Source organism: Phenylobacterium sp. FG114 (genome assembly GCF_057809855.1).
In genome coordinates, this window is sequence record NZ_JBMDKU010000007.1 from 182,718 (window position 1) to 203,587 (window position 20,870).

Genomic DNA, 20,870 nt, shown 5'->3' on the forward strand with positions numbered 1-20,870 from the left:
CGTCCGTGACGGTCCAACGGGCTTAAGCGAGTTTGACCAGCATCTTGCCCAGGTTCTCGCCCGAGAACAGGCCGAGGAAGGCGTCCGGGGCCTTCTCGATCCCCTCGAAGACCGTCTCGCGCCAGGTCACCTTGCCCGCCTTCACCCAGCCTGAGAGGTCCTCGATGTACTTCGGCATCAGGTCGAAGTGGTGCGAGACGATGAAGCCCTCCATGCGGATGTTCTTGCCGATCAGCAGGGCCAGGTTCCGCGGGCCGGGCGGGGGCTCCACGGCGTTGTACATCGAGATCATGCCGCAGATCGCGAAGCGGGCGAACAGCTTGGCCGAGTTCAACGCCGCCTCCAGGTGCGGCCCGCCCACGTTGTCGAAATAGACGTCGATGCCCTCCGGCGCGGCGGCCATCAGGGCGGCGTTCACGTCCGGCGTGGCCTTGTAGTCGATCACGTGGTCGACGCCGATCTCCTTCAGGAACTTGACCTTCTCGGCGCCGCCCGCCGAGCCGATGACCGTGTGGCCCTTGGCCTTGGCGATCTGCGCCACCATCGACCCCACCGCCCCGGCCGCGCCGGAGACGAACACGACGTCCCCCTCCTTCAGCGACGCCACGCGCAGCAGGCCGGCATAGGCGGTGAGGCCCGGCATCCCGGCCGCGCCCAGGAACGCCTGGGGCGGCAGGCCGCGCGGGTCCAGCTTCTGGACCTTGTCGGCGCCGATGGTGAAACCCTCGCGCCAGCCGAAGCCGGACTGCACCAGGTCGCCCACCTTGAGGCTGGGGCTGTTCGAGGCGGTGACCTCGCCGATCGCGCCGCCGTCCATCGCCTTGCCCAGCGCGAAGGGCGGACTGTAGCTCTTCACGTCGTTCATTCGGCCGCGCATGTAGGGGTCGACGGTCATCCAGAGGTTCTTCACCTGGACGTCGCCTTCGCCGGGCGCGGGCAGATCCACGGTGGCCAGCTCGAAGTTGTCGGCGGTCGGCAGCCCCTGTGGGCGGCTCTTCAGGCGGATCTCGCGAACCGTGGTCATGGCGTTCCCTCTCGTGTTCTGGATTTCAAACAGATGTACGACCCTGCTCGGGTGGCGTCGAGGCCGCCGCGCGTGCTAACGGCCCGGCCATGAGCGAGACCTTGCGTGGCGGCGTGATCGGGGCGGGCGTCTTCGGGGGCTACCACGCCCGCCAGTACGCGCGCCTGCCGGGCGTCACCTTCGCCGGCGTGTACGACATCCACCCCGACCGGGCGGCCAAGGTGGCCATGCCGCTGGGCGGGCGCGCCTTCGCCGACCTGGACGCCTTCCTGGCCGAGGTCGACGTCGTGACCGTGGCGTCGCCCGCCACGCACCATGCCGACCAGGCGCTGGCCGTCATCGCCGCCGGCAAGCCGGTCTATGTGGAGAAGCCGATCGGGGTGAGCGTCGCCGAGGCCGACAAGCTGCGTGTGGCGGCCGCCGCCAAGGGCCTGACGGTCGCCTGCGGTCACCAGGAGCGGGTGGTGTTCCGCGCCATGGGCCTGCTGGACGTGCCTGAACAGCCGGTGCTGCTGGAAGCGCTGCGCCACGGCCCGCCGTCGGACCGCAGCCGCGACGTGACCGCGGTCCTCGACCTGATGATCCACGACATCGACCTGTGCCTTTCGATCGCCGCGGCCGATCCGGTCACCGCCGAGGCCGACGGGGCGAGGGGGCCCGACGGCGTCTGGGACGTGGTGCGCGCCGAGGTCGGCTTCGACAGCGGCTTCCAGGCGATCCTGGACGTCTCCCGCCAGGCCGAGGCGCGCAAGCGCACGATGCGGATCGTCTATCCGTCGGGGGAGGTCGAAATCGACTTCATGGCCCGGACCTTCCGCAACACCACGCCGTTCGCCCTGAACCCCGATTTCGCCGACACCCCCGCCGCCAGCGACCCGCTGGGCGCCAGCGTCGAGGGTTTCCTGATGGCCGTGCGCGGCGAGGCGCCCCGGCCGATCGTCACCGTCGACGAAGCCATCGCGGCCCTCGACCTGGCTGTCGCGGTGGAACAGGCATTGGAAGACGCCGCGTAAGGGCTGTAGCGTCCCGGGCCAACACTCGGGGAGCCCGACCATGTCCAGCGCCTACGACTACCGCTTCGACAAGATCGCCGGCGGCGACCTGCCGCTCAGCACCTTCAAGGACAAGGTCGTCCTGGTCGTGAACACCGCTTCGAAGTGCGGGCTCACGCCCCAGTACGACGGCCTCGAGAAGCTCTACTCCAACTACAAGGACAAGGGGCTGGTGGTCCTCGGCGTGCCCTGCAACCAGTTCATGGGGCAGGAGCCGGGGACGGAGGAGGAGATCCAGACCTTCTGCAGCACCACCTTCGGTATCGACTTCCCGATGACGGCCAAGGTGGACGTGAAGGGCGACGATGCGCATCCGTTCTACAAGTGGGCCGAGCAGGAGCTGGGCGAGCCGGCGGTGCCGGTCTGGAACTTCCACAAGATCCTGATCGGAAAGCACGGCGAGGCGATCCGCGCCTTCGGTCCCCGCACCGAGCCGCTGGACGGCGAGGTCACCGGCGCGATCGAGGCCGCGCTCTGAACCCCGAGCTGATCACCGCGTCCCTCGAGGCTGTCGGCGATCCGGCCGACGACATCTATGCGCGCCTGTTCGCCGAATTTCCGGAGACGCAGGAACGCTTCAGCCGCGACGTGACCGGCGCCATCAGGGCCGAGATGCTGACGATGGTCTTCGACTGCCTGATGAACCCCGCGGGGCCCTATCAGGCGAACCTGGTCAGGACCGAGCGGCTGAATCACGACGGCTTCGGCACGCCGAACGAGGTGTTCAACCGGTTCTTCTGGATTGTGCTGGAGACGTGCCGCGAGCGGGCGGGGAAGGCGTGGTCCCCGGAGACCGAGGCCGCCTGGAGAGCGCAGATCGAAGGCGTGTTGGCGGCTTCAAAATAAGGGGGGCGCCGCCTCGCGGCGACGCCCCCAGGCTTGGGTTCCTTAGAAGCGGTACTGAAGCTCGATGCCGTAGATGCGCGGCGGGGTCAGCTCCAGGGTCTGGGCCCCGGTCGCGAACTGATCCGACGGCACGACCGGGTTGTTGTTGCGGTTCGAGCCGGCGATGGCGGCGTCGTAGCCCTCGGTGTCGAACACGTTCTTCACATAGGCGATGACGGTGTACTTGCCGCCGGTCGGCGCCCAATAGGCCCGCAGGTCCACCTGGTCCCAGGACGGAGCCTTGTTGTACTCGCGGGTGAAGACGTTGGCGTAGGCCTCCGAACGATAGAGGTAGGTGGCGCCCAGGGTGAGCGCGCCGGGCTCGAAGTCGAAGGTGTACGACCCGTTCAGCGCCAGCTTGTGCTTCGGCGCCTGCGGCAGGCGGTTGCCCACGATGCTGATCGCGGTGGTGTTGATGTTGTCGTTGACGTCCACCAGCGGGACGCTCTTGCGGATCTTGGTCGGATTGTAGCCGTAGTCCAGCGTCAGTCGCACGGGCTGGATCGGTTGCCAGATCGTGCTCAGTTCCAGGCCGCTGGAACGCGACTTGGCGATGTTGATGAACTGGCTGACGTTCGTCGGCCCGACCTTGACGGTCACCGGCGCCTGCAGGTTCCGGTAGTCGAGGTAGAACAGGGCGGCGTTGATCTGGACCTTCGAGAAGTTCTTCTTCAGGCCGACCTCGTACGAGTTCACCGTTTCCTCGTCCGCCTTGGGCACCGCGAGGAAGCCGCCGGCCGAGAAGCCGAACGCCTTGTAGCCGCGGCTGTAGCGGGCATAGGCCATGGTGTCGTCGTCCGGCTCCCACTGAAGGCCGAACGTGCCCGTCCAGGCGTCCGAGGTGTCGCTGAGCTTGCGGCTGGCGACGCCGTTGGGGCCGATCACGTACTGGCGGCAGACGCCGGCGGTGCAAACGGAGGGCGAGGACACGCCTTCGATGGGACCGGCCGTGCTCTTGGGCGCCAGGGTGTCGGTGAGGTCGAAGGCGCCGTTGCCGAGGCCGTTCAGCCCTGCCAGGGCGGGAATGCCCAGCACGGGGGCCAGACGACCCACCGCATTGAGGTTGCCCAGCAGGCTGCCCCAGTTGGCGGCGGTGCCCGGACCAAAGCCGCTGAGGCCGAGGGCGGCGTAGAGGCCAGGATAGCAGGCATCGGAGTTACAGACGATGCGCCGGTACTCGGTGCCGAACTTCTTGTCCTTGGTGTAGCGCAGGCCGGCAGTGACCTTCACGGTCTCGGTCGCTTGCCAGTCGATCTGGCCGAACACCGCCTTGCTCCGGGTGGTCAGGCCATAGTTGCCGGTCGACCATGTGCCCGAGGGGTTCGGCGCCGCGCCGAGGACCGGCGTCTGCAGCGTGGAGGGCCCCCGCAGGAAGAAGTCGGCCGTGCTGCCGGTGCCGGTGTACTTCTCGTTGTAGTAGAACAGACCGGCGATCCACTGCAGCGGCCCATCGTGCGTCGACGAGATGTTCAGCTCGTGGCTCATCCACTTCGGATACTCGAAGTAGTGGTAGACGTTGTCGGCGTTGACCGTCAGCGGCTGGCAGTTGACCGGCGAAGCCCCGGCGGCGAACGCCCCAGCGATGGTGCCGCAGATCGAGCCCGGAGCCAGCGGGATCTGGAACGACTGGACGTTGGTCGCGTCGGTGTCGCCGTAGAGGTCGTACTTGTATTCCTGGAAGCCGCCGACGTACCGGACGTCGATGGTCGGCAGGTGGTAGACGAAGTTGGTCGTCAGCGAGTTGACGTCGCGCAGACGCACCCGCTGCGGGTTGTTGGTGTTGAAGTCGCGCGCGTCCCGCAGGGCGGGGTTCGTGCGGATGTCGGTATTGCCGAACTGCCGCAGGCTGCCGGGCACGATGCCGTTCAGCCCGGTCTCCGGCGAATAGCCGTGGGCCGAGTTGTAGACGATCGAGAAGTTGGGGTCGGTCCGTCCCGTCTCGTACGGGCCGTTCAGATAGCCCGCCCGCGCGCCGGGGCCGCCCCGGTTGTGCCAGACGAGGGTCTTGTACGAGACCCACCAGTCCGCGTTCTCGCCCAGGTCCGCCTCAAGCTGGGCTTGAACCTGGTATTCGTCGCGCTTGCTGCCTTCGGAGGGGCCGCCCGCGACGTTGGTGTAATACCCTTTCCGCTGGTCCAGCTTGTAGCCCGAGATGCGGAACCGCAGATTGTCGGCGATCGGGCCTGAGATGGCTGCCTGGAGGTTGGTGAAGTCGTAGTTCTCGGCGATGGCGCGGACTTCGGCGTAGAAGTCCTCGGTCGGCCGCACCGAGATGACGTTGACGGTGCCGCCGATGGCGTTGCGGCCGTACAGCGTGCCCTGCGGCCCGCGCAGGATCTCGACGCGCTCCACGTCCAGCGGCGGGCCGCCGGCGAGCACGGTCGAGGTGGTGAACAGGCCGTCGATGTAGATCGACACCGCCCCGTCCACCGAGTGGACGTTGGTCAGGCGGCCGATGCCGCGCATGCTCGCCCGGTCGTTGGCCGACTGGTAGGTGAAACCGGGTGTGAAGTTGGTCAGGTCCTGGACCGTGCTGATGCCGACCAGGTCGCGTTGCTTGTTGGTGAACGCCGAAATGGCGACCGGCACGTCCTGCAGGCTTTGCTCCCGCTTTTCGGCCGTGACGACCAGTTCTTCGATGGTGCTGACGGTCTGGGCTCTCGCCGATGCGCCGATGGTGGCGGCCAGCAGAGCGCTGGTCGCCAGCAGAGTGGGTCTAAACTTCATAACTGCCTCCCCGCAGCTTGATGAGCGCTTATTGACTGCGCTTGTCTGAAAGCTGAAGCAGCCACGAGGGGTCGTCAATGCAAATGACGGACGATAACTGAATAAGAATCACCTACCGCCCATGGAGCGAAGTCGTATGTCGAAGGCGGCTTGTAAGAGTGGAATTTATAGGCAATCATCCATCGGTTTCTGACTTTGTTCATCCCAATGACAACCTGAAGGCGCGCGAACGGCGCGCCTTCTTTGTTTTTGGCTGCCGGAAATGGGCCGATAATCGGTCGCAATTTCGCAATCGCGAAATGATAGGAAACCTTAGGAAATAAGGGATCGCTGTTATGCAGCGGCGGCGCTTCGTCGGCGGTGCAGCATTCAGGGGCGCAGCAAGCCGCCGCGCACGTCAAAGTGGAGTTTTGAGGCTTGGCGGCTTCGGCTCTTCCGTCCTGCGCCAGCGGACCTTAGAGAGGGCGCGCGCGTAAGTCGGAGGCCCTCGCATGCATCGCAAGCCGGACGGATCCTGGGACAAGACCCACCTGCCTAGCCGCCACACCACCGAGGGGCCGGCGCGCGCGCCGCACCGGTCGTATTACTACGCGATGGGCCTTGGCAGCCGCGAGATCGCCCAGCCGTTCGTCGGGGTGGCGTCCTGCTGGAATCAGGCCGCGCCCTGCAACACGGCGCTGATGCGCCAGGCGAACGCCGCTGCCGAGGGGGTGAAGCGGGCCGGCGGCACGCCGCGCGAGTTCTGCACCATCACGGTGACCGACGGCATCGCCATGGGCCACGAGGGCATGCGCAGCTCGCTGGTCAGCCGCGAGGTGATCGCCGACTCGGTTGAGCTGACCATGCGAGGGCATGCCTACGACGCCCTGGTCGGCGTCGCCGGCTGCGACAAGAGCCTGCCCGGCATGATGATGGCGATGCTGCGCCTCAACGTGCCCTCGGCCTTCATCTATGGCGGCTCGATCCTGCCCGGCGTCTGGCGCGGCAAGGAAGTGACCGTCCAGGACATGTTCGAGGCGGTGGGCGCGCACTCGGCCGGGACCATGAGCCTGGACGACCTCTGCGACCTGGAACAGCACGCCTGTCCGGGCGACGGCGCCTGCGGCGGCCAGTACACCGCCAACACCATGGCCTGCGTGTCCGAGGCCATCGGCCTGGCCCTCCCGCTGTCGTCGGCCTTGCCGGCCGTCTACCTCGACCGCGACCAGTACGCGGTCGCCACGGGCGAGGCTGTGATGGCGCTGCTGGAGCGCAACATCCGTCCGCGCGACATCTGCACGCGCGAGGCCTTCGAGAACGCGGCCGTCGTGATCGCCGCCACGGGAGGCTCCACCAACGGCGGCCTGCACCTGCCGGCCATGGCGAACGAGTGCGGCATCAGCTTCACCCTCCGCGACGTCGCCGAGATCATGAAGAAGACGCCGTACCTCACCGACCTGATGCCGGGCGGGAAATATCCGGCCAAGAAGATGGGCGAGGCGGGCGGCGTGCCGATGCTCCTGCGCACGCTGCTCGATGCAGGCCTGATCCATGGCGACTGCATGACGGTTACGGGCAAGACCATCCGCGAGAACCTTGAAGGCGTGGTCTGGAACCCCGACCAGGACGTGATCCGGCCGGTCTCAAATCCGTTCTCGCCCACCGGCGGCGTTGTGGGGCTGTGGGGCTCGCTCGCCCCGGACGGCGCCATCGTGAAGGTGGCGGGCCTGAAGCATACCAAGCATCGCGGGCCGGCCCGCGTGTTCGACGGCGAGGAGGCCTGCTTCGCCGCCGTCGAGGCGCGCGACTACAAGGAAGGCGACGTCCTGGTGATCCGCTACGAGGGCCCGAAGGGTGGTCCCGGCATGCGCGAAATGCTGTCCACCACCGCCGCGATCAAAGGCCAGGGCGTGGAGAACATCGCGCTCATCACCGATGGACGGTTCTCGGGCGCGACGCGGGGCCTCTGCATCGGCCACGTGGGGCCCGAGGCTCAGGCCGGTGGGCCGATCGCGTTGGTCAAGGATGGCGACATCATCTCCATCGACGCCGACGCCGGAACCATCGAGCTTGAGGTCGACCCCATCGAGTTGGAGCACCGCGCGCGCGACTGGGAGCCTCGCAGGACCAACTACCAGACCGGCGCGATCTGGAAGTTCGCGCAAGGGGTTGGTCCAGCCCATCTGGGCGCGGTGACCCATCCCGGCGCCGAGGCCGAGACCCACGTCTACGCGGACATCTGACCGTGAAGACGCTGGGTCTGATCGGCGGGATCAGCGCCGAGAGCACGACCGTCTATTACCGCGAGCTCACCCGTCTGGTGCGCGAGCGGCTGGGCGGCCTGCACTCGTGCGAACTCGTCATGTGGTCGGTGGACTTCGCGCCGGTGGCGGCGCTGCAGTCCGAGGACGACTGGGAGGCCACCGGCGCCATCCTGGCAAACGCCGCGCGAAAGCTGGAGACGGCCGGCGCGCAGGCCATCGTGATCTGCGCCAACACGATGCACCTGAATGCGCCCCATATCCGGGCGGCGGTGTCCGCCCCGGTGATCCACATCGCCGACGCCACGGCGGTGGCGTTGAAGGCCAGGCGCGTGACAAGGCCGCTGCTGCTCGCCACCCGCTTCACGATGGAGAAGACGTTCTATCGCGATCGCCTGGCCGAGCTGGGCCTGCCGGCGCTGACGCCGGAGAAGGCGGACCGCGACCGTCTGCACGCCATCATCTACGATGAGCTCTGCCAGGGCGTGATCCGGCCCGAGTCCAAGACGGTGGTTCTCGAGATGATCGAGCGGGGCCGCGCGGCCGGGGCCGACGGGATCATCTTCGGCTGTACCGAGATCGGGCTGTTGCTGGATCCTGCCGACATGCCGCTGCCCACCGTCGACACCGCCGTGGCCCATTGCGAGGCCGCGGTCGACTTCGCCCTGGGCTGAGCGCCGTCAGCGGACGGGATCCTCCTCGTCATCGTCGAAGACCTCGTCGCCGAAGAGGGGGCCGGCCGGCTGGCGCGCCGCCGGGCGGGCCTGGGGCGGAAAGTCGTGCGGCTGCGGCTGCGGCTCGGGGGCGGGCGGCGACGCGGCGACGGGCGCGGGGGCCGGCTTCGTGACCGGACGGCGCAGGATCGATTCCATCCGCGCCATCCAGCGATTGGCCTCGCGCAGGGCCTCGTCGGCGTATAGCCGGCCGCGCCGGCCGTCGTCTTCCTGAACCCAGATGTCCATCTCGAAGTCCGGGTGGCCGGGGTCGTCGAACACGAAGCGCAGCCGCACGCCCTCCTGCGGGTCGGCCAGTTGATCCAGCGCCCGGCGCGGTTCGCCGCGGAAGGCGCGCGCCGCCACCTGGCGATCGACGACCAGCTCGACGCCGACCAGTTCGTCCAGCCTGTAGGTGAGCTGCCAGCCGCCCCGGTCCCAGGTGACCACGACCAGTTGCCGGGCGAGGTCGAAGCCGATGCCCACACCACGGCCCCGCGCGACCAGCATCGGCTGCGGCGGCGTCCCGAGCGCCTGGGTGAGGGTGCGCTGGATCCGGCGCGACTCGTCAAGGAACCACACGCAGGCGCCGCCCAGGAGCGTCATGGCGCCGCCCAGGAGTGCGAGCAGCGTCAGGAGCCGCGCGACCTCGTCCATGTAACGAGGCTACGCCGTTTCGGTGAGTCGGCTAAGCGGCGCTACAGGTCCAGTTCGACCACCAGCGGCACGTGGTCGGACGGCTTTTCCCAGGCGCGCACGTCGCGATGGATGGAAACGCCCGCCAGCCTGTCGGCGGCCTGCGGGGAGAGCAGGGCGTGGTCGATGCGGATCCCGTTGTTCCGCTGCCAGGCGCCGGCCTGGTAGTCCCAGAAGGTGTAGGCGCCCGGCGCGCCATCGGCCTGCAGGTAGGCTTCCGTCAAGCCAAGGTTCTTCAGCGCCCGAAACGCCGCCCGGCTCTCGGGCTGGAAAAGGGCGTCTTCCACCCAGTTCTTGGGAAATTCGGCGTCGCGGGGCTCGGGGATGACGTTGTAGTCGCCGGTCAGGACGAAGGGCTCCTCCAGCGCCAGCAACTCGCGCGCGTGGGCATTCAGGCGGGCCATCCAGCCGAGCTTGTAGGCGAACTTCTCGGTGCCGATCGGATTGCCGTTGGGCAGGTAGATGGACGCCACCCTCACGGGTTCCGGACCCGAGACCACGGCCTCGATATACCGCGCCTGCTCGTCGCCGTCGTCGCCGGGCAGGCCCTTTCGGACATCCTCAAGGGGCGTCTTCGAGAGCAAGGCCACACCGTTGTAGGTCTTCTGGCCGTGGACGGCGACGTTATAGCCAAGACGTTCAAAGGCTTCGGCGGGGAACTTCTCGTCGACGCACTTGATTTCCTGAAGGCAGGCGACGTCCGGCTTGGCCTCCTCGAACCAGCGGACCACCGTCTCCAGCCGGGCGTTGACCGAGTTCACGTTCCAGGTGGCGATGCGCATCGAGGGCTCCGGCGAAGGTGGGGCGAACCTAGGGGCGCGGCGCGTCCGGCTCAACCGCGAACGGCGGCCACTCCTGTGGCGTGGCGGCGGCTTGACCGCCGGGCCCGGCCGTGAACCCTGGCGGCATGACGCTACTCCGCTCCCTCGCGATCCTGGCCGCGCTCACAGCCGGCGCCGCGCAGGCGCAGGTGGGATCCCCCAGGCCCGCGCCGTCGCGACCGGCCGCGCCGACCGTGATGCCGCCTTGCCGTCCCCCGGCGCTGGTGAGCATGACCTTCCGGAACCTGACGCCAGGCCTGCAAGCCGTGGATCCGAGGGCTCAGCCCAAGACGATGTGGCGAAAGGGGGGGCAGTTCCTCCGCACCCTCGAACAGCCGGTGGTGTCGGCCGCGTTGCAGGACGCGAAGGGGACGCCGATGGCGCGCCAGGCGCTGGTGATCGTCGCGGAGCCCGACATCTGGCTCATCGACACGGCCAGCCGGGAAGGCCGGCATTCGCTGGACAAGGATCCCGCGCTGGAAGTGCGCGCGCCCATCGTGCCCCTGGGCGGCGCGCCGCCCGAATTCCTCGCGCTGGAGTATGGTTGCGAGCTCGAGTTCGTCGCGCTCCGCGCGCCCACCCCCAAGTCCAAGGTTCGGTGGGGCGACATCGACGCTGCGATCCACACCTATGCGATCGCGGGCGCCAGCCTGTCGATCCTGATGGACGACCAGGCGGGGCGGCCTCTGATGATCACCTATGTGCAGGATGGTCAGCCGAAGCTCATCGTCCACTATGACAGCTACGAGCGGGGACTGCCCGAGCCGCCGGGGCTGTTTCGCCCGCCCCCGGGCGTGAAGATCCAGGAAGCGCCCGCCGAAGCGGCGCCGGCCGGCCGCTCGCTAGATCGAAAAGCTGACGCCGCACCCGCAGCTGGACTTGGCGTTCGGGTTGCGCACCCGGAACTCGGCGCCGGCCAACTCGTCCACGAAGTCGATCTCGGAGCCCTTCAGCAGCGCCAGTGAGACCACGTCCACGAGCGCCGCAGCGCCGTCGCGTTCCACCCGCAGATCGTCGTCGCCGGCCGCCTCGACCAGGTCGAACTGATACTGGAAGCCAGAGCAGCCGCCGCCTTCGACCGCGACGCGAAGCATCACCGGACGACCTTCCTTGGCCCCGATGGCGCGGATCCGGTCCGCCGCGGCGGAAGAGAGGGTGACGTCGGTTGTGGTCATGCTCTGTTAGACGATTGCGCCCTTGCGACTATATGAGGGCCCCAGCGGCCTCGACCAAGAGGCCTAGATAGAATGGTTTGATGGCGTCCTCTATCCCGCCCCGCGCATCCTTCGCCGAAAATCCCGCCACGTCGCGGGGCCGCAAGGTCCCGGAGGCGGCCAGTCGCACGCGCACAGACTTCGCCCGCGACCGCGACCGGATCATCCACTCCACCGCGTTCCGGCGGTTGAAGGAGAAGACCCAGGTCTTCGTGGCGCACGAGGGGGACCACTTCCGCACGCGCCTGACCCACAGCCTGGAAGTGGCCCAGATCGCGCGCTCCCTGGCCACGGCGATGGGGTTGGACCCCGACCTCGCCGAGACGATCGCGCTCGCCCACGACCTGGGCCACCCCCCGTTCGGCCACGCCGGGGAGGACGAGCTGCAGGTCCAGATGCAGGGCTTCGGCGGCTTCGACCACAACGTTCAGACGTTCCGCGTCGTGACCAAGCTGGAGCGCCGCTATCCGCGGTTCGACGGCCTGAACCTGGCGTGGGAGACGCTGGAAGGCGTCATCAAGCACAACGGCCCCGTGGTGGACCAACTGGCCAAGCCGTCCTGGAGCGCCATCTCCGAGTTCGACGCCCAGTACGGCCTACGGCTCGACACCTGGGCGTCGGCCGAGGCCCAGGTCGCGGCGCTGGCCGACGACATCGCCTACAACAACCACGACGTCGACGACGGCGTGCTGGCCGGGCTGTTCAACCTGGACGAACTGGCCGAGGTGCCGCTGATCGGGCCGCACGTGATCAGTGCCCGCGCCGACTATCCTGACGTCGAGGACGGCATCCTGCGCCTGGAGGCCGTGCGGCGCATGATCGGCGCGATGGTCGACGACGTCCTGACCGAGACGGCCCGCCGCGCGGCCGCCGGCAAGGTCTCCTCGCCCGAGGACGTGCGCCTGCTGGGCCATGCACTGGTCTCGTTCTCGCGCGATATGGTCGAGGACCTGGGCGCGCTGCGCCGCTTCCTGATGGACCGGATGTACCGCCACTGGAAGGTCAACCGCACCCGCAGCCAGGCGCGCCGCATCCTGGCCGAGATGTTCCAGCTGTTCATGGCCGAGCCCGACGTCTTGCCGGCTGAGTGGTTCGACCGGACGCAGGGGCGCGACGAAGCGGGACGGGCGAGGGTGGTCTGCGACTACATCGCGGGCATGACCGACCGCTTCGCCATCGAGGAACACCGCAAGCTGTTCCACCTCGATATCTGGAACTGAGCCGTGACCGTGCTCTCGGTCCGTGGGCCGATCTTCCATTCGCCGGGCGATGAAGGCGCCTTCTTCTGGTGGCTCAAGAAGATCTCGGCCGTCCAGCGCGCCGCGAACCGCGGCCGCAACGTCGAGATCCAGCTGCGGCCGGGCAAGACCTCCAGCGACGAGCTCCGCGAGCTGCGCTCGCTGTTCCATCGCTATGGGATGGACACGACCGACCTGGAAGCCCTGGGCCGATAGCCCACAGAAAATGGCGGGCCGCCACACTCCGGTCCTTGCGAGCTCCGATAGACTGCCCCCGAACGCGCGCGATTCGCGCCGCTGGAGCCTCTCGGAGCCCTCGCGATGTCCGACCACGAGCGCGGCGCCTATACGCCGCCCACCGCCGACGCCCCGCTGAGCTTTGATCCGCGCCAGCCCGTGCGCGGCGCCCGGCCGATCCCCTTCACCCTGATCCTCAGCGTCCTGGTGCTCGCCGCCCTCGTGGCTGCGATCTTCGTCTTTTACCAGTCGGGCGTCCGCCAGGCCGGCCAGGCGCCGCAGACCGTGGGCGCCCCCGTGGCCGGCATCAAGTCCGCCGCCCCGCCCGAGGCGCAGCCGCAGGACCCGGCCGCCGGCCTGCAGATCTATCGCTCGGACGAGAGCGCGCCGATGGAGACGTCGCCGACCTTCACCCCGCCGCCCGAGGAGCCGGCCCCGCGGCCGATGCCGACGCCGAAGGTGGTGGTCACCCAGGCGCCGCCCGTCCAGGCCGCGCCGCCGGCCGCCACCAGCCAGGCGCTCAAGCCCGCCATCCCTGCCGCTCCGACGCCCGCGCCGGCCCCGGTCCAGAAGGTCGCCGCTGCGCCGCCGGCCCCCAAGCCCGCGCCGCCGCCCGCCAAGAAGGAAGAGCCCGCGCCCGTGGCCAAGCCCGCGTCCGGCGGCGCGGTGGTGCAGATCGGCGCCGTGTCGTCGACCGCGCTGGCCGACAAGGCCTTCAAGGACGCCATCGCCGCGGCGCCCGGCCTGGGCGCCGGCAAGGGTAAGAGCGTCGAGAAGATCGAGAAGAACGGCGGCACACTCTACCGCACGGCGGTCACGGGCTTCTCCTCCAGGGCCGACGCCCAGGCGTTCTGCGCCAAGCTCCAGGCCTCCGGGAAGAGCTGCTTCGTCCGGTGACCACCGGCGCCTGCATCCTGGGCTGCGCCGGTACGGTCCTGACCAAGGCGGAGCGGGCCTTGTTCGCCGAGGCCCGACCTTGGGGCTTCATCCTCTTCGGGCGCAACATCGAGACGCCGGAACAGGTGAGGGCGCTGACAGGGTCGCTGCGCGAGGCGGTCGGGCGCAGGGAGGCGCCGATCCTGATCGACCAGGAAGGCGGACGGGTCCAGCGGCTGAAGCCGCCCCACTGGCCCGCCTATCCGCCAGGCCGCGCCTACGGCGACCTTCCGGCCGACGGCGTGCTCGGCCGCCGCGAGATCGCCCGGCTCGGCGCCCGCCTGATCGCCCATGACCTCAACGCCGTCGGCATCGACGTCGACTGCCTGCCGGTGCTGGACGTGCCCACGCCCGACGGCGATGCGGTGATCGGCGATCGCGCCTATGCCGACACGCCCGACGAGGTCGCCGCCCTGGGTCGCGCCGCCGCCGAGGGGCTGATCGCCGGCGGCGTCCTGCCGGTCATGAAGCACGTGCCGGGCCACGGCAGGGCGCGCGACGACAGCCACCAGGCGCTGCCGACGGTGGAGGCGGGGGCCGACGAACTCGCCGCGCGCGATTTCGCCCCTTTCCGGGCGCTGTCGGACATGCCGATGGCGATGACGGCCCACGTCGTCTACGCCGCCTTCGACCCTCTTCGCCCGGCCACCACCTCACGCACCGTGATCCGCAACGTGGTGCGCGGCGCGATCGGCTTCGGCGGCCTGCTGATCAGCGACGACCTGTCGATGCGGGCGCTGTCCGGGGACTTCCGAGCACGGGCGGAGGCTGCGCGCCGGGCAGGCTGCGACGTGGTCCTGCACTGCAACGGCGACATGGCGGAGATGCGGGCGGTCGCGGCCGGCGCGGGGGCGTTGACCGGTCAGGCGAAGCGGCGGGCCGGGGCGGCGCTGGCGCGGCGGCCCCGCTCGCCCGAGCCCTTCGACGTCGTCGCGGGTCGCGCTCGCTTCGAAGCGGCCTTCAAGGGTAGGCTGGCGGCATGAGCGGCGGTTTCCAGCCCAGTCTCGACTTCGCGGCCGTCGACAACGCGGTCGAAGACGGCGAGGCCCTGATCGTCGATATCGACGGCTTCGAGGGCCCGCTGCACGTCCTGCTCGCCCTGGCCCGCACCCAGAAGGTCGACCTTCTGCAGCTATCGATCCTGAAGCTGGCGGAGCAGTATCTTTCCTTCGTGCAGGAGGCGCGCCGTCGCCGCTTCAGCCTGGCGGCCGACTACCTCGTGATGGCGGCATGGCTGGCCTACCTGAAATCGCGCCTCCTGCTGCCGAAGCCGGAGCAGCCGAAGGCCGAGGAGGCGCCGGCCGAGGAGATGGCCCAGCGGCTGGCGTTCCGCCTGGCCAAGCTGGAAGCCATGCGCAACGCCGCCGACACGCTGATGAACGGACCTCAGCTCGGCCGCGACGTCTTCGGGCGCGGCGACCCGGAAGCCATCCGCATCGTCCCCTCGGGCCGGATCGAGGGCGACCTCTACGAACTCATGAGCGCCTATATCGCCCAGCGCCAAAAGGAGGCGCAGCGCAGCTACAAGCCGCAGGTCCCGACCGCCTATCCGCTCGAGGACGCCCGCGACCGCCTGCGCCGCCTGCTGCCCGACCTGGAGCGCTGGACGCCGCTCACCGGGGTGGCGCCCATGGGGACGCCCACGGCGGGGCCGAGTCGGGCGTCCTATGTGGCCTCCACGCTTTCGGCCAGCCTTGAGCTGGTGAAGGAAGGCGCGCTCGAGGCCCGGCAGCTCGAAGCCTTCGCCGACATCTACCTGCGGGCCCGCAAGGGCGGAGCGCCCGCATGAGCGACACCGCGCGCGAGATCGAAGCCCTGCTGTTCGCCGCCGCTGGTCCCTTGACGGTGGACGACCTGGCCAAGCGTCTGCCGGAAGGGGCGAACATCGAGGCGGGCCTGGCCCAGCTCTATCAGCTCTACGAGGGGCGGGGCGTGGTCCTGGCCAACGTCGCCGGGGCCTGGCGCTTCCAGACGGCCGAGGACCTGGCCTGGCTGATGACCGAGGAGCGCGACGAGCCGCGCCGCCTGTCGAAGGCCGCCCAGGAGACCCTGGCGATCATCGCCTACCACCAGCCCGTCACCCGCGCCGAGATCGAGGCTGTCCGCGGCGTCCAGGCGAGCCGGGGGACCCTCGACGTCCTGCTGGAGCTGGGCCTCGTGAAGATGCGCGGCCGCCGCCGCACGCCGGGGCGGCCGGTGACCTTCGGCACGACCGATTCGTTCCTGGAGCACTATGGCCTGGCCTCGCTGGCCGACCTGCCGGGCATGGCGGAGATGAAGGCCGCGGGCCTCCTGTCGCTGGACCTGCCGCCCGACTTCGCGATGCCCGATCCCAATGCGCTGGCCGCCGACGAGGAACCGCTGGAGGCCGACGCGCCCGAATTCCACGTCGATTTCCTCGGCGAGGACGAGCCCACGCACTGAAGCGTCATGTCGCGTTGGCTTGCGCGGCCCGGACGGACTATATAGCGGCCTGAAGAGAACGGGCGTGCGGCCAAGGGGCCGCGAGATTCGCCCAAGGAGAGTTTCGCGCATGGGCGCACTCAGCATCTGGCATATCCTTCTGATCGTGGTCGTCGCCGCGCTCCTGTTCGGCGGTCGCGGCAAGATCTCCGGGCTCATGGGTGACACGGCCAAGGGCATCCGCGCCTTCCGCGACGGCCTGAAGGGCGAGGACGACCCGCAGGAGGCCAAGAAGACGCTTCCCGCGGACGAGAAGGACAGCGCGCGGGGCTGAACGCCCGCCGCTCCACGGCAATTCGCGCCGGCCGCCTTGATCGTGGCCGGCGCTTCTGTTTAGGCCACGGCCATGCTTCCCGAAGTCGGCGCGTCTGAGCTCATCGTCATCGCCATCGTGGCGTTGATCGTCGTGGGCCCGAAGGACCTGCCCATCCTGTTGCGTCGCTTCGGCCAGTTCATGGCCAAGCTGCGGGGCATGGCGAACGAGTTCCGGGCCAGCTTCGACGAGATGGCGCGCCAGTCCGAGCTGGACGAGCTGCGCAAGGAGGTCGAGGCCATGCGCCGCGGCCAGTTCGGCGACACGACCGACCTGAACCAGGAGATGCGCAGCACGATCGGTGAGATCGAGAGCAGCATGTCCGACGTCGGCGTCCAGCTGCACCCGCCGATGAGCTACCAGTACGACACCACCGCCGAACCCCCGCCGCCGCTGGAGATCTCCGAGGCGCCCGCGCCGGCGAAGAAGCCGCGTGCGAAGAAGGCTAACGGCTCGGCCCCGGCGAAGCCCGCCGCCGCGAAGGCCGCGCCGGCCAAGCGCGCCACGAAGCCGAAGGGGGCCACGGAGATCGTCCAGACGCCGAAGTCGCGCAAGCGCTCCAGCAAGATCGTTGAGGGCGACGCGTGAGCTACGAGTACGACGAAGCCGAAATCGAGGCGTCGCGAGCGCCGCTGCTCGACCATCTCGTCGAGCTGCGCAAACGCCTGATCATCTGCGTCGCGGCCATCATCCTGGGCTTCGCCGTCTGTTTCGCGTTCTCGCCCCAGATCTACTATTTCCTCCTTCATCCCTTCAAAATGGCGGCGGCCATGTACGCCGCGTCGAAGCAGGGACACTCGGCGGGCCCGTTCGACCTGCTATTCGTCCTGCTGGGGCTGAAGGAGGCGCCGACGGCCACCGGTGACCTGCGCCTGATGTTCACGGCGCCCCTGGAATTCTTCTTCACCAAGCTGAAGCTGGCGGGCTTCGGAGCCGTCGTGCTGACCTTCCCGGTGCTGGCGTGGCAGGTCTACGCCTTCGTGGCCCCGGGGCTCTACAAGCGCGAGCGCCGCGCCTTCCTGCCCTTCCTGGTCGCCGCGCCGATCCTGTTCCTGCTGGGCGCCGCGCTCGTCTACTACATGATCCTGCCGTTCGTGCTGTGGTTCTCGCTCAGCCAGCAGATCATGGGCGCCGGTGTTGCCGTCGAGCTGCTGCCCAAGGTGTCGGACTACCTGACCCTCGTGACGACCCTGCTGCTCGCCTTCGGCCTCTGCTTCCAGCTCCCGGTCGTTCTGAGCCTGCTGGGCCTGGCCGGCATCGTGAACTCGTCCATGCTCTGGAAGGGGTGGCGCTACGCCGTCTTCGCCGTGGTGGTGGTGGCCGCGATCGTCACGCCGCCCGACCCGATCAGCCAGCTCATGCTCGCGACGCCGATTGTGCTGCTCTACTTCGTCTCGATCGGCTGCGTGAAGGTGATCGAGCTCCGGCGGAAGAAGGATGAGGACGCTCCGGGAACCGACGTCGCCACCGTCTAGGGTTGGCGCGCCTCCCGACGCGCTCTAGAGAAACCGCTTCCCTCATCCCCAGCGGCGCCCATGCACGATATCCGAGCCATTCGCGAAACCCCCGAGCTGTACGAGCAGGCGTGGGCGGCGAAGGGCTCGTCCGGCAAGGTGGCGGAGATCCTGGAGCTGGACGCGAAGCTGCGCGCCGCACAGACGGCGGGGCAGGCGGCCCAGGCGGAGCGGAACGACGCCTCCAAGAAGATCGGTCAAGCCAAGGCCCAGAAGAACGAGGACGAAGCCCAGCGCCTCATGGCCCAGGTCGAGGCGCTGAAGGCCGGCCAGGCGGAACATGCCGAGGCCGAGCGCCAAGCCGGCGAGGCGCTGAAGGCGATCCTGGCCTCGTTGCCCAACATCCCGTTCCCGGACGTCCCGGTGGGCGCCGACGAGCACGACAACGTCGAAGTGCGGCGCTGGGGCGAGCCCTTCGCGATCTCCAATCCCAAGGATCACGTCGACATCGGCGAGGGCCTGGGCCTGCTCGACTTCGAGGCCGCGGTCCGCATGTCGGGCGCGCGCTTCACCGTGCTGAAGGGCCAGCTGGCCCGGCTCGAGCGCGCGATCGGCCAGTTCATGCTGGATCTGCAGACTGAGGAGCACGGCTACCTGGAGGTCGCGCCTCCGCTGCTCGTCAATGATGCGGCGGCCTACGGCACCGACAAGCTGCCCAAGTTCGCGGAAGACCTGTTCCAGACCACCGACGGGCGCTGGCTGATCCCGACGGCCGAGGTCCCGCTGACCAGCCTCGTCATGGACCAGATCGTGGCCGAGGAGGAGCTGCCGCTGCGCTTCACGGCGCTGACCCCCTGTTTCCGCTCAGAGGCCGGCGCTTCGGGCCGCGACACCCGCGGCATGATCCGCCAGCACCAGTTCAACAAGGTTGAATTGGTCTCGATCGTCGCCCCGGAGAAGTCCGAGGAAGAGCATGAGCGGATGGTCGGCTGCGCGGAGGCGGTGCTGAAGCGCCTGGAGCTGCCGTTCCGCACCATGCTGCTCTGTACCGGCGACATGGGCTTCGGCGCGCGCAAGACCTATGACCTCGAGGTCTGGCTGCCCAGCCAGGGCAAGTACCGCGAAATCAGCTCGTGCTCGAACTGCGGCGACTTCCAGGCCCGGCGCATGGACGCCCGCGCTAAAAAGGCCGGAGAGAAGGGCACCCGCTTCGTCCACACGCTGAACGGCTCGGGCCTCGCCGTGGGCCGCACCCTGGTGGCGATCATGGAGAACTACCAGGACGAGGACGGCCGCATCGCCATCCCACAGGCGCTGCATCCCTACCTGCCGGGCCTGACGCACATCGGCGGCGCCGCGTGAGGATCCTGATCACCAACGACGACGGCATCCACGCCGACGGCCTGGAGGCGCTGGAGCGCATCGCCGCGGCGCTCTCGGACGATGTCTGGGTGGTGGCTCCGGAATATGAGCAGTCGGGCGCCAGCCGGGCGCTGACCCTGGCGGATCCGATCCGCGTGCGGCAGCTGTCCGAGCGTCGCTTCGCCACCACCGGCACCCCGACGGACTGCGTGATGCTCGGGGTGAACGACCTGGTGCCGGGTGCGAAGCCCGATCTCGTCCTGTCGGGCGTGAACCGCGGGGCGAACCTCGCCGAGGACGTGACCATGTCCGGCACCGTGGCCGGCGCCATCGAGGGCATGGCCCTGGGGATCCCGTCCATCGCCCTGTCGCAGATGGGCTTCTATGAGGAGGGGACCAGTTTCGCGGCGGCCGAGACCTATGGCCCCGGCATCGTGAAGCGCCTGGTCGAGCTGGGCTGGCCCAAGGACGTGGTGCTGAACATCAACTTCCCCAACGGGCCGGTCGAAGGCATCACCGAGGTGGAGGTCACCCGCCAGGGGTTCCGCGACTTCCACATCCGCCACAACGAGAAGCGCACCGATCTGCGCGGGCGCGAATACTACTGGGTCGGCTTCCGGCAGCTGCGATCCAGCCCGCCGGATGGCACGGACCTGCGCGCCCTCTACGACGGCAAGATCTCGGTGACCCCCCTACACATCGATCTCACCCATATGCAGACCGTCCACGACCTGAAAGGCGTGCTCGGCGGCGCGCCCCCAAAGGCCTGACATGGCGGACACGGACGACACGCCCGAGACCCGGATGGCGCGCCTGCTGCTGGCGCTGCGCTCGCAGGGCGTGACCGACGCCAAGGTGCTGTCGGCCATCGAGACGACCCCCAGGCCGCTGTTCACCCAGGAGCTCTTCAAGGAGCGCGCCTTCGAGGACTCGGCCTTGCCGATCGCGTGCGGGCAGACCATCAGCCAACCGTTCGTGGTCGGGCTCATGACCCAGGCCCTGAAGATCGACCGGCGCGACCGCGTGCTGGAGATCGGCACCGGCAGCGGCTACCAGACGACGATCCTCTCGAAGCTGGCCCGGCTGGTCTATACGGTCGAGCGCTACCGCACCCTGATGCGAGAGGCCGAGGCGCGCTTCAAGGAGCTGGGCCTCACCAACGTCATCACCCGCTTCGGCGACGGCGGCGAGGGGTGGCCCGAGCAGGCGCCTTTTGACCGCATTATGGTCACAGCCGCGGCGCCGGGAGAGCCGAAGGCTCTGCTTTCGCAACTGAAGCCGACCGGCGTCCTGGTGGCTCCGATCGGCAAGGGTCCGGTCCAAGTGCTGCGCCGCTATACCGGCGACGGGCAGGGGGGATTCCAGGTGGAAGACCTGATCGACGTCCGCTTCGTCCCGCTGCTGGACGGCGTGGCCAAGGAGCTTTGACCTTTTCGTGTTGCAGGGCTTTTGCGGGTTGGCGCGGGCGTCGGCTCGCCGCCATCATCCCACTTCA

General features: G+C 68.8%; 22 protein-coding genes. 17 read left to right on the forward strand and 5 right to left on the reverse strand.

Annotated elements, in window-relative coordinates:
• Window positions 1–22: 22 nt before the first annotated feature.
• Window positions 23–1,024, reverse strand: a complete 1,002-nt coding sequence (locus tag ACODSY_RS14065; RefSeq protein ID WP_488952381.1) for an NADP-dependent oxidoreductase — start codon at window positions 1,022–1,024, stop codon at window positions 23–25.
• An 89-nt stretch (window positions 1,025–1,113) separates the two neighbouring features.
• On the opposite strand from ACODSY_RS14065, the gene ACODSY_RS14070 reads away from it, so the two are divergent.
• From ACODSY_RS14070 to ACODSY_RS14080, 3 genes are all read left to right on the forward strand, one after another.
• Window positions 1,114–2,037, forward strand: coding sequence for a Gfo/Idh/MocA family protein (locus ACODSY_RS14070; RefSeq protein WP_488952382.1), 924 nt, complete (start codon window positions 1,114–1,116; stop codon window positions 2,035–2,037).
• 40 nt (window positions 2,038–2,077) lie between these two features.
• A complete protein-coding gene (locus tag ACODSY_RS14075; protein ID WP_488952383.1) occupies window positions 2,078–2,554 on the forward strand; it encodes a glutathione peroxidase in 477 nt (158 codons plus the stop codon).
• Window positions 2,555–2,664: 110 nt separating this feature from the next.
• The gene (locus ACODSY_RS14080; RefSeq protein ID WP_488952384.1) at window positions 2,665–2,922 is read left to right on the forward strand and encodes a globin; all 258 of its coding nucleotides are present in this window, start codon (window positions 2,665–2,667) and stop codon (window positions 2,920–2,922) included.
• 42 nt (window positions 2,923–2,964) lie between these two features.
• On the opposite strand, the gene ACODSY_RS14085 is transcribed toward ACODSY_RS14080, so the two are convergent.
• The gene (locus ACODSY_RS14085; RefSeq protein WP_488952385.1) at window positions 2,965–5,688 is read right to left on the reverse strand and encodes a TonB-dependent receptor; all 2,724 of its coding nucleotides are present in this window, start codon (window positions 5,686–5,688) and stop codon (window positions 2,965–2,967) included.
• Window positions 5,689–6,179: 491 nt separating this feature from the next.
• Between ACODSY_RS14085 and ilvD the strand changes: the two genes are divergently transcribed.
• Window positions 6,180–7,910 carry a dihydroxy-acid dehydratase gene (ilvD, locus tag ACODSY_RS14090; RefSeq protein WP_488952386.1) on the forward strand — a complete coding sequence of 577 codons (1,731 nt, stop codon included), beginning with the start codon at window positions 6,180–6,182 and terminating at the stop codon, window positions 7,908–7,910.
• Window positions 7,911–7,912: 2 nt separating this feature from the next.
• A complete protein-coding gene (locus ACODSY_RS14095) occupies window positions 7,913–8,602 on the forward strand; it encodes an aspartate/glutamate racemase family protein (protein ID WP_488952387.1) in 690 nt (229 codons plus the stop codon).
• Between the two features lie 6 nt (window positions 8,603–8,608).
• On the opposite strand, the gene ACODSY_RS14100 is transcribed toward ACODSY_RS14095, so the two are convergent.
• The 3 genes from ACODSY_RS14100 to erpA all read right to left on the reverse strand — a co-directional run bounded on the left by ACODSY_RS14100 (window position 8,609) and on the right by erpA (window position 11,333).
• A complete protein-coding gene (locus tag ACODSY_RS14100) occupies window positions 8,609–9,298 on the reverse strand; it encodes a hypothetical protein (RefSeq protein ID WP_488952388.1) in 690 nt (229 codons plus the stop codon).
• Between the two features lie 41 nt (window positions 9,299–9,339).
• Window positions 9,340–10,119 carry an exodeoxyribonuclease III gene (gene xth / locus ACODSY_RS14105; RefSeq protein ID WP_488952389.1) on the reverse strand — a complete coding sequence of 260 codons (780 nt, stop codon included), beginning with the start codon at window positions 10,117–10,119 and terminating at the stop codon, window positions 9,340–9,342.
• A gap of 881 nt (window positions 10,120–11,000) precedes the next feature.
• On the reverse strand, window positions 11,001–11,333 hold the full coding sequence (erpA, locus tag ACODSY_RS14110) for an iron-sulfur cluster insertion protein ErpA (RefSeq protein WP_488952390.1): 333 nt from the start codon (window positions 11,331–11,333) through the stop codon (window positions 11,001–11,003).
• 80 nt (window positions 11,334–11,413) lie between these two features.
• Between erpA and ACODSY_RS14115 the strand changes: the two genes are divergently transcribed.
• From ACODSY_RS14115 to ACODSY_RS14170, 12 genes are all read left to right on the forward strand, one after another.
• A complete protein-coding gene (locus tag ACODSY_RS14115; protein WP_488952391.1) occupies window positions 11,414–12,592 on the forward strand; it encodes a deoxyguanosinetriphosphate triphosphohydrolase in 1,179 nt (392 codons plus the stop codon).
• 3 nt (window positions 12,593–12,595) lie between these two features.
• Window positions 12,596–12,826 carry a hypothetical protein gene (locus tag ACODSY_RS14120; RefSeq protein ID WP_488952392.1) on the forward strand — a complete coding sequence of 77 codons (231 nt, stop codon included), beginning with the start codon at window positions 12,596–12,598 and terminating at the stop codon, window positions 12,824–12,826.
• A gap of 105 nt (window positions 12,827–12,931) precedes the next feature.
• Window positions 12,932–13,744: a cell division protein FtsN gene (gene ftsN, locus ACODSY_RS14125; protein ID WP_488952393.1), complete on the forward strand. Its 813-nt coding sequence runs from the start codon at window positions 12,932–12,934 to the stop codon at window positions 13,742–13,744.
• Complete coding sequence (gene nagZ, locus ACODSY_RS14130; protein WP_488952394.1) at window positions 13,741–14,766, forward strand: beta-N-acetylhexosaminidase; 1,026 nt, start codon at window positions 13,741–13,743, stop codon at window positions 14,764–14,766. Before ftsN ends, nagZ begins: the two co-directional genes overlap by 4 nt.
• Window positions 14,763–15,572: a segregation and condensation protein A gene (locus tag ACODSY_RS14135; RefSeq protein WP_488952395.1), complete on the forward strand. Its 810-nt coding sequence runs from the start codon at window positions 14,763–14,765 to the stop codon at window positions 15,570–15,572. The genes nagZ and ACODSY_RS14135 overlap by 4 nt, the downstream gene beginning before the upstream one ends.
• The gene (gene scpB, locus ACODSY_RS14140) at window positions 15,569–16,207 is read left to right on the forward strand and encodes an SMC-Scp complex subunit ScpB (RefSeq protein WP_488952396.1); all 639 of its coding nucleotides are present in this window, start codon (window positions 15,569–15,571) and stop codon (window positions 16,205–16,207) included. Before ACODSY_RS14135 ends, scpB begins: the two co-directional genes overlap by 4 nt.
• A gap of 109 nt (window positions 16,208–16,316) precedes the next feature.
• Entirely contained in the window at window positions 16,317–16,520 is a 204-nt protein-coding gene (gene tatA / locus ACODSY_RS14145; protein ID WP_488952397.1) for a twin-arginine translocase TatA/TatE family subunit, read from the forward strand.
• Between the two features lie 72 nt (window positions 16,521–16,592).
• Window positions 16,593–17,147 carry a Sec-independent protein translocase protein TatB gene (gene tatB / locus ACODSY_RS14150; protein WP_488952398.1) on the forward strand — a complete coding sequence of 185 codons (555 nt, stop codon included), beginning with the start codon at window positions 16,593–16,595 and terminating at the stop codon, window positions 17,145–17,147.
• Entirely contained in the window at window positions 17,144–18,034 is an 891-nt protein-coding gene (gene tatC, locus ACODSY_RS14155; protein ID WP_488952399.1) for a twin-arginine translocase subunit TatC, read from the forward strand. Before tatB ends, tatC begins: the two co-directional genes overlap by 4 nt.
• Before the next feature lie 60 nt (window positions 18,035–18,094).
• Window positions 18,095–19,375 carry a serine--tRNA ligase gene (serS, locus tag ACODSY_RS14160; protein WP_488952400.1) on the forward strand — a complete coding sequence of 427 codons (1,281 nt, stop codon included), beginning with the start codon at window positions 18,095–18,097 and terminating at the stop codon, window positions 19,373–19,375.
• Window positions 19,372–20,145 (forward strand): 5'/3'-nucleotidase SurE, encoded by a 774-nt coding sequence (surE, locus tag ACODSY_RS14165; RefSeq protein WP_488952401.1) that lies wholly within the window; start codon window positions 19,372–19,374, stop codon window positions 20,143–20,145. The genes serS and surE overlap by 4 nt, the downstream gene beginning before the upstream one ends.
• 1 nt (window position 20,146) lies before the next feature.
• Window positions 20,147–20,803 (forward strand): protein-L-isoaspartate(D-aspartate) O-methyltransferase, encoded by a 657-nt coding sequence (locus tag ACODSY_RS14170; protein ID WP_488952402.1) that lies wholly within the window; start codon window positions 20,147–20,149, stop codon window positions 20,801–20,803.
• Window positions 20,804–20,870 lie beyond the last annotated feature (67 nt).

What these genes read in the sequence shown, in the direction of transcription:
- ACODSY_RS14085 (WP_488952385.1), bottom strand. Translation starts at nt 5,688, where the DNA reads ATGAAGTTTAGACCCACTCTGCTGGCGACCAGCGCTCTGCTGGCCGCC.
- ACODSY_RS14170 (WP_488952402.1), top strand. Translation starts at nt 20,147, where the DNA reads ATGGCGGACACGGACGACACGCCCGAGACCCGGATGGCGCGCCTGCTG.
- ilvD (WP_488952386.1), top strand. Translation starts at nt 6,180, where the DNA reads ATGCATCGCAAGCCGGACGGATCCTGGGACAAGACCCACCTGCCTAGC.
- ACODSY_RS14075 (WP_488952383.1), top strand. Translation starts at nt 2,078, where the DNA reads ATGTCCAGCGCCTACGACTACCGCTTCGACAAGATCGCCGGCGGCGAC.
- ftsN (WP_488952393.1), top strand. Translation starts at nt 12,932, where the DNA reads ATGTCCGACCACGAGCGCGGCGCCTATACGCCGCCCACCGCCGACGCC.
- xth (WP_488952389.1), bottom strand. Translation starts at nt 10,119, where the DNA reads ATGCGCATCGCCACCTGGAACGTGAACTCGGTCAACGCCCGGCTGGAG.
- ACODSY_RS14065 (WP_488952381.1), bottom strand. Translation starts at nt 1,024, where the DNA reads ATGACCACGGTTCGCGAGATCCGCCTGAAGAGCCGCCCACAGGGGCTG.
- scpB (WP_488952396.1), top strand. Translation starts at nt 15,569, where the DNA reads ATGAGCGACACCGCGCGCGAGATCGAAGCCCTGCTGTTCGCCGCCGCT.
- tatA (WP_488952397.1), top strand. Translation starts at nt 16,317, where the DNA reads ATGGGCGCACTCAGCATCTGGCATATCCTTCTGATCGTGGTCGTCGCC.
- ACODSY_RS14115 (WP_488952391.1), top strand. Translation starts at nt 11,414, where the DNA reads ATGGCGTCCTCTATCCCGCCCCGCGCATCCTTCGCCGAAAATCCCGCC.
- ACODSY_RS14100 (WP_488952388.1), bottom strand. Translation starts at nt 9,298, where the DNA reads ATGGACGAGGTCGCGCGGCTCCTGACGCTGCTCGCACTCCTGGGCGGC.
- tatB (WP_488952398.1), top strand. Translation starts at nt 16,593, where the DNA reads ATGCTTCCCGAAGTCGGCGCGTCTGAGCTCATCGTCATCGCCATCGTG.
- serS (WP_488952400.1), top strand. Translation starts at nt 18,095, where the DNA reads ATGCACGATATCCGAGCCATTCGCGAAACCCCCGAGCTGTACGAGCAG.
- ACODSY_RS14070 (WP_488952382.1), top strand. Translation starts at nt 1,114, where the DNA reads ATGAGCGAGACCTTGCGTGGCGGCGTGATCGGGGCGGGCGTCTTCGGG.
- erpA (WP_488952390.1), bottom strand. Translation starts at nt 11,333, where the DNA reads ATGACCACAACCGACGTCACCCTCTCTTCCGCCGCGGCGGACCGGATC.
- ACODSY_RS14135 (WP_488952395.1), top strand. Translation starts at nt 14,763, where the DNA reads ATGAGCGGCGGTTTCCAGCCCAGTCTCGACTTCGCGGCCGTCGACAAC.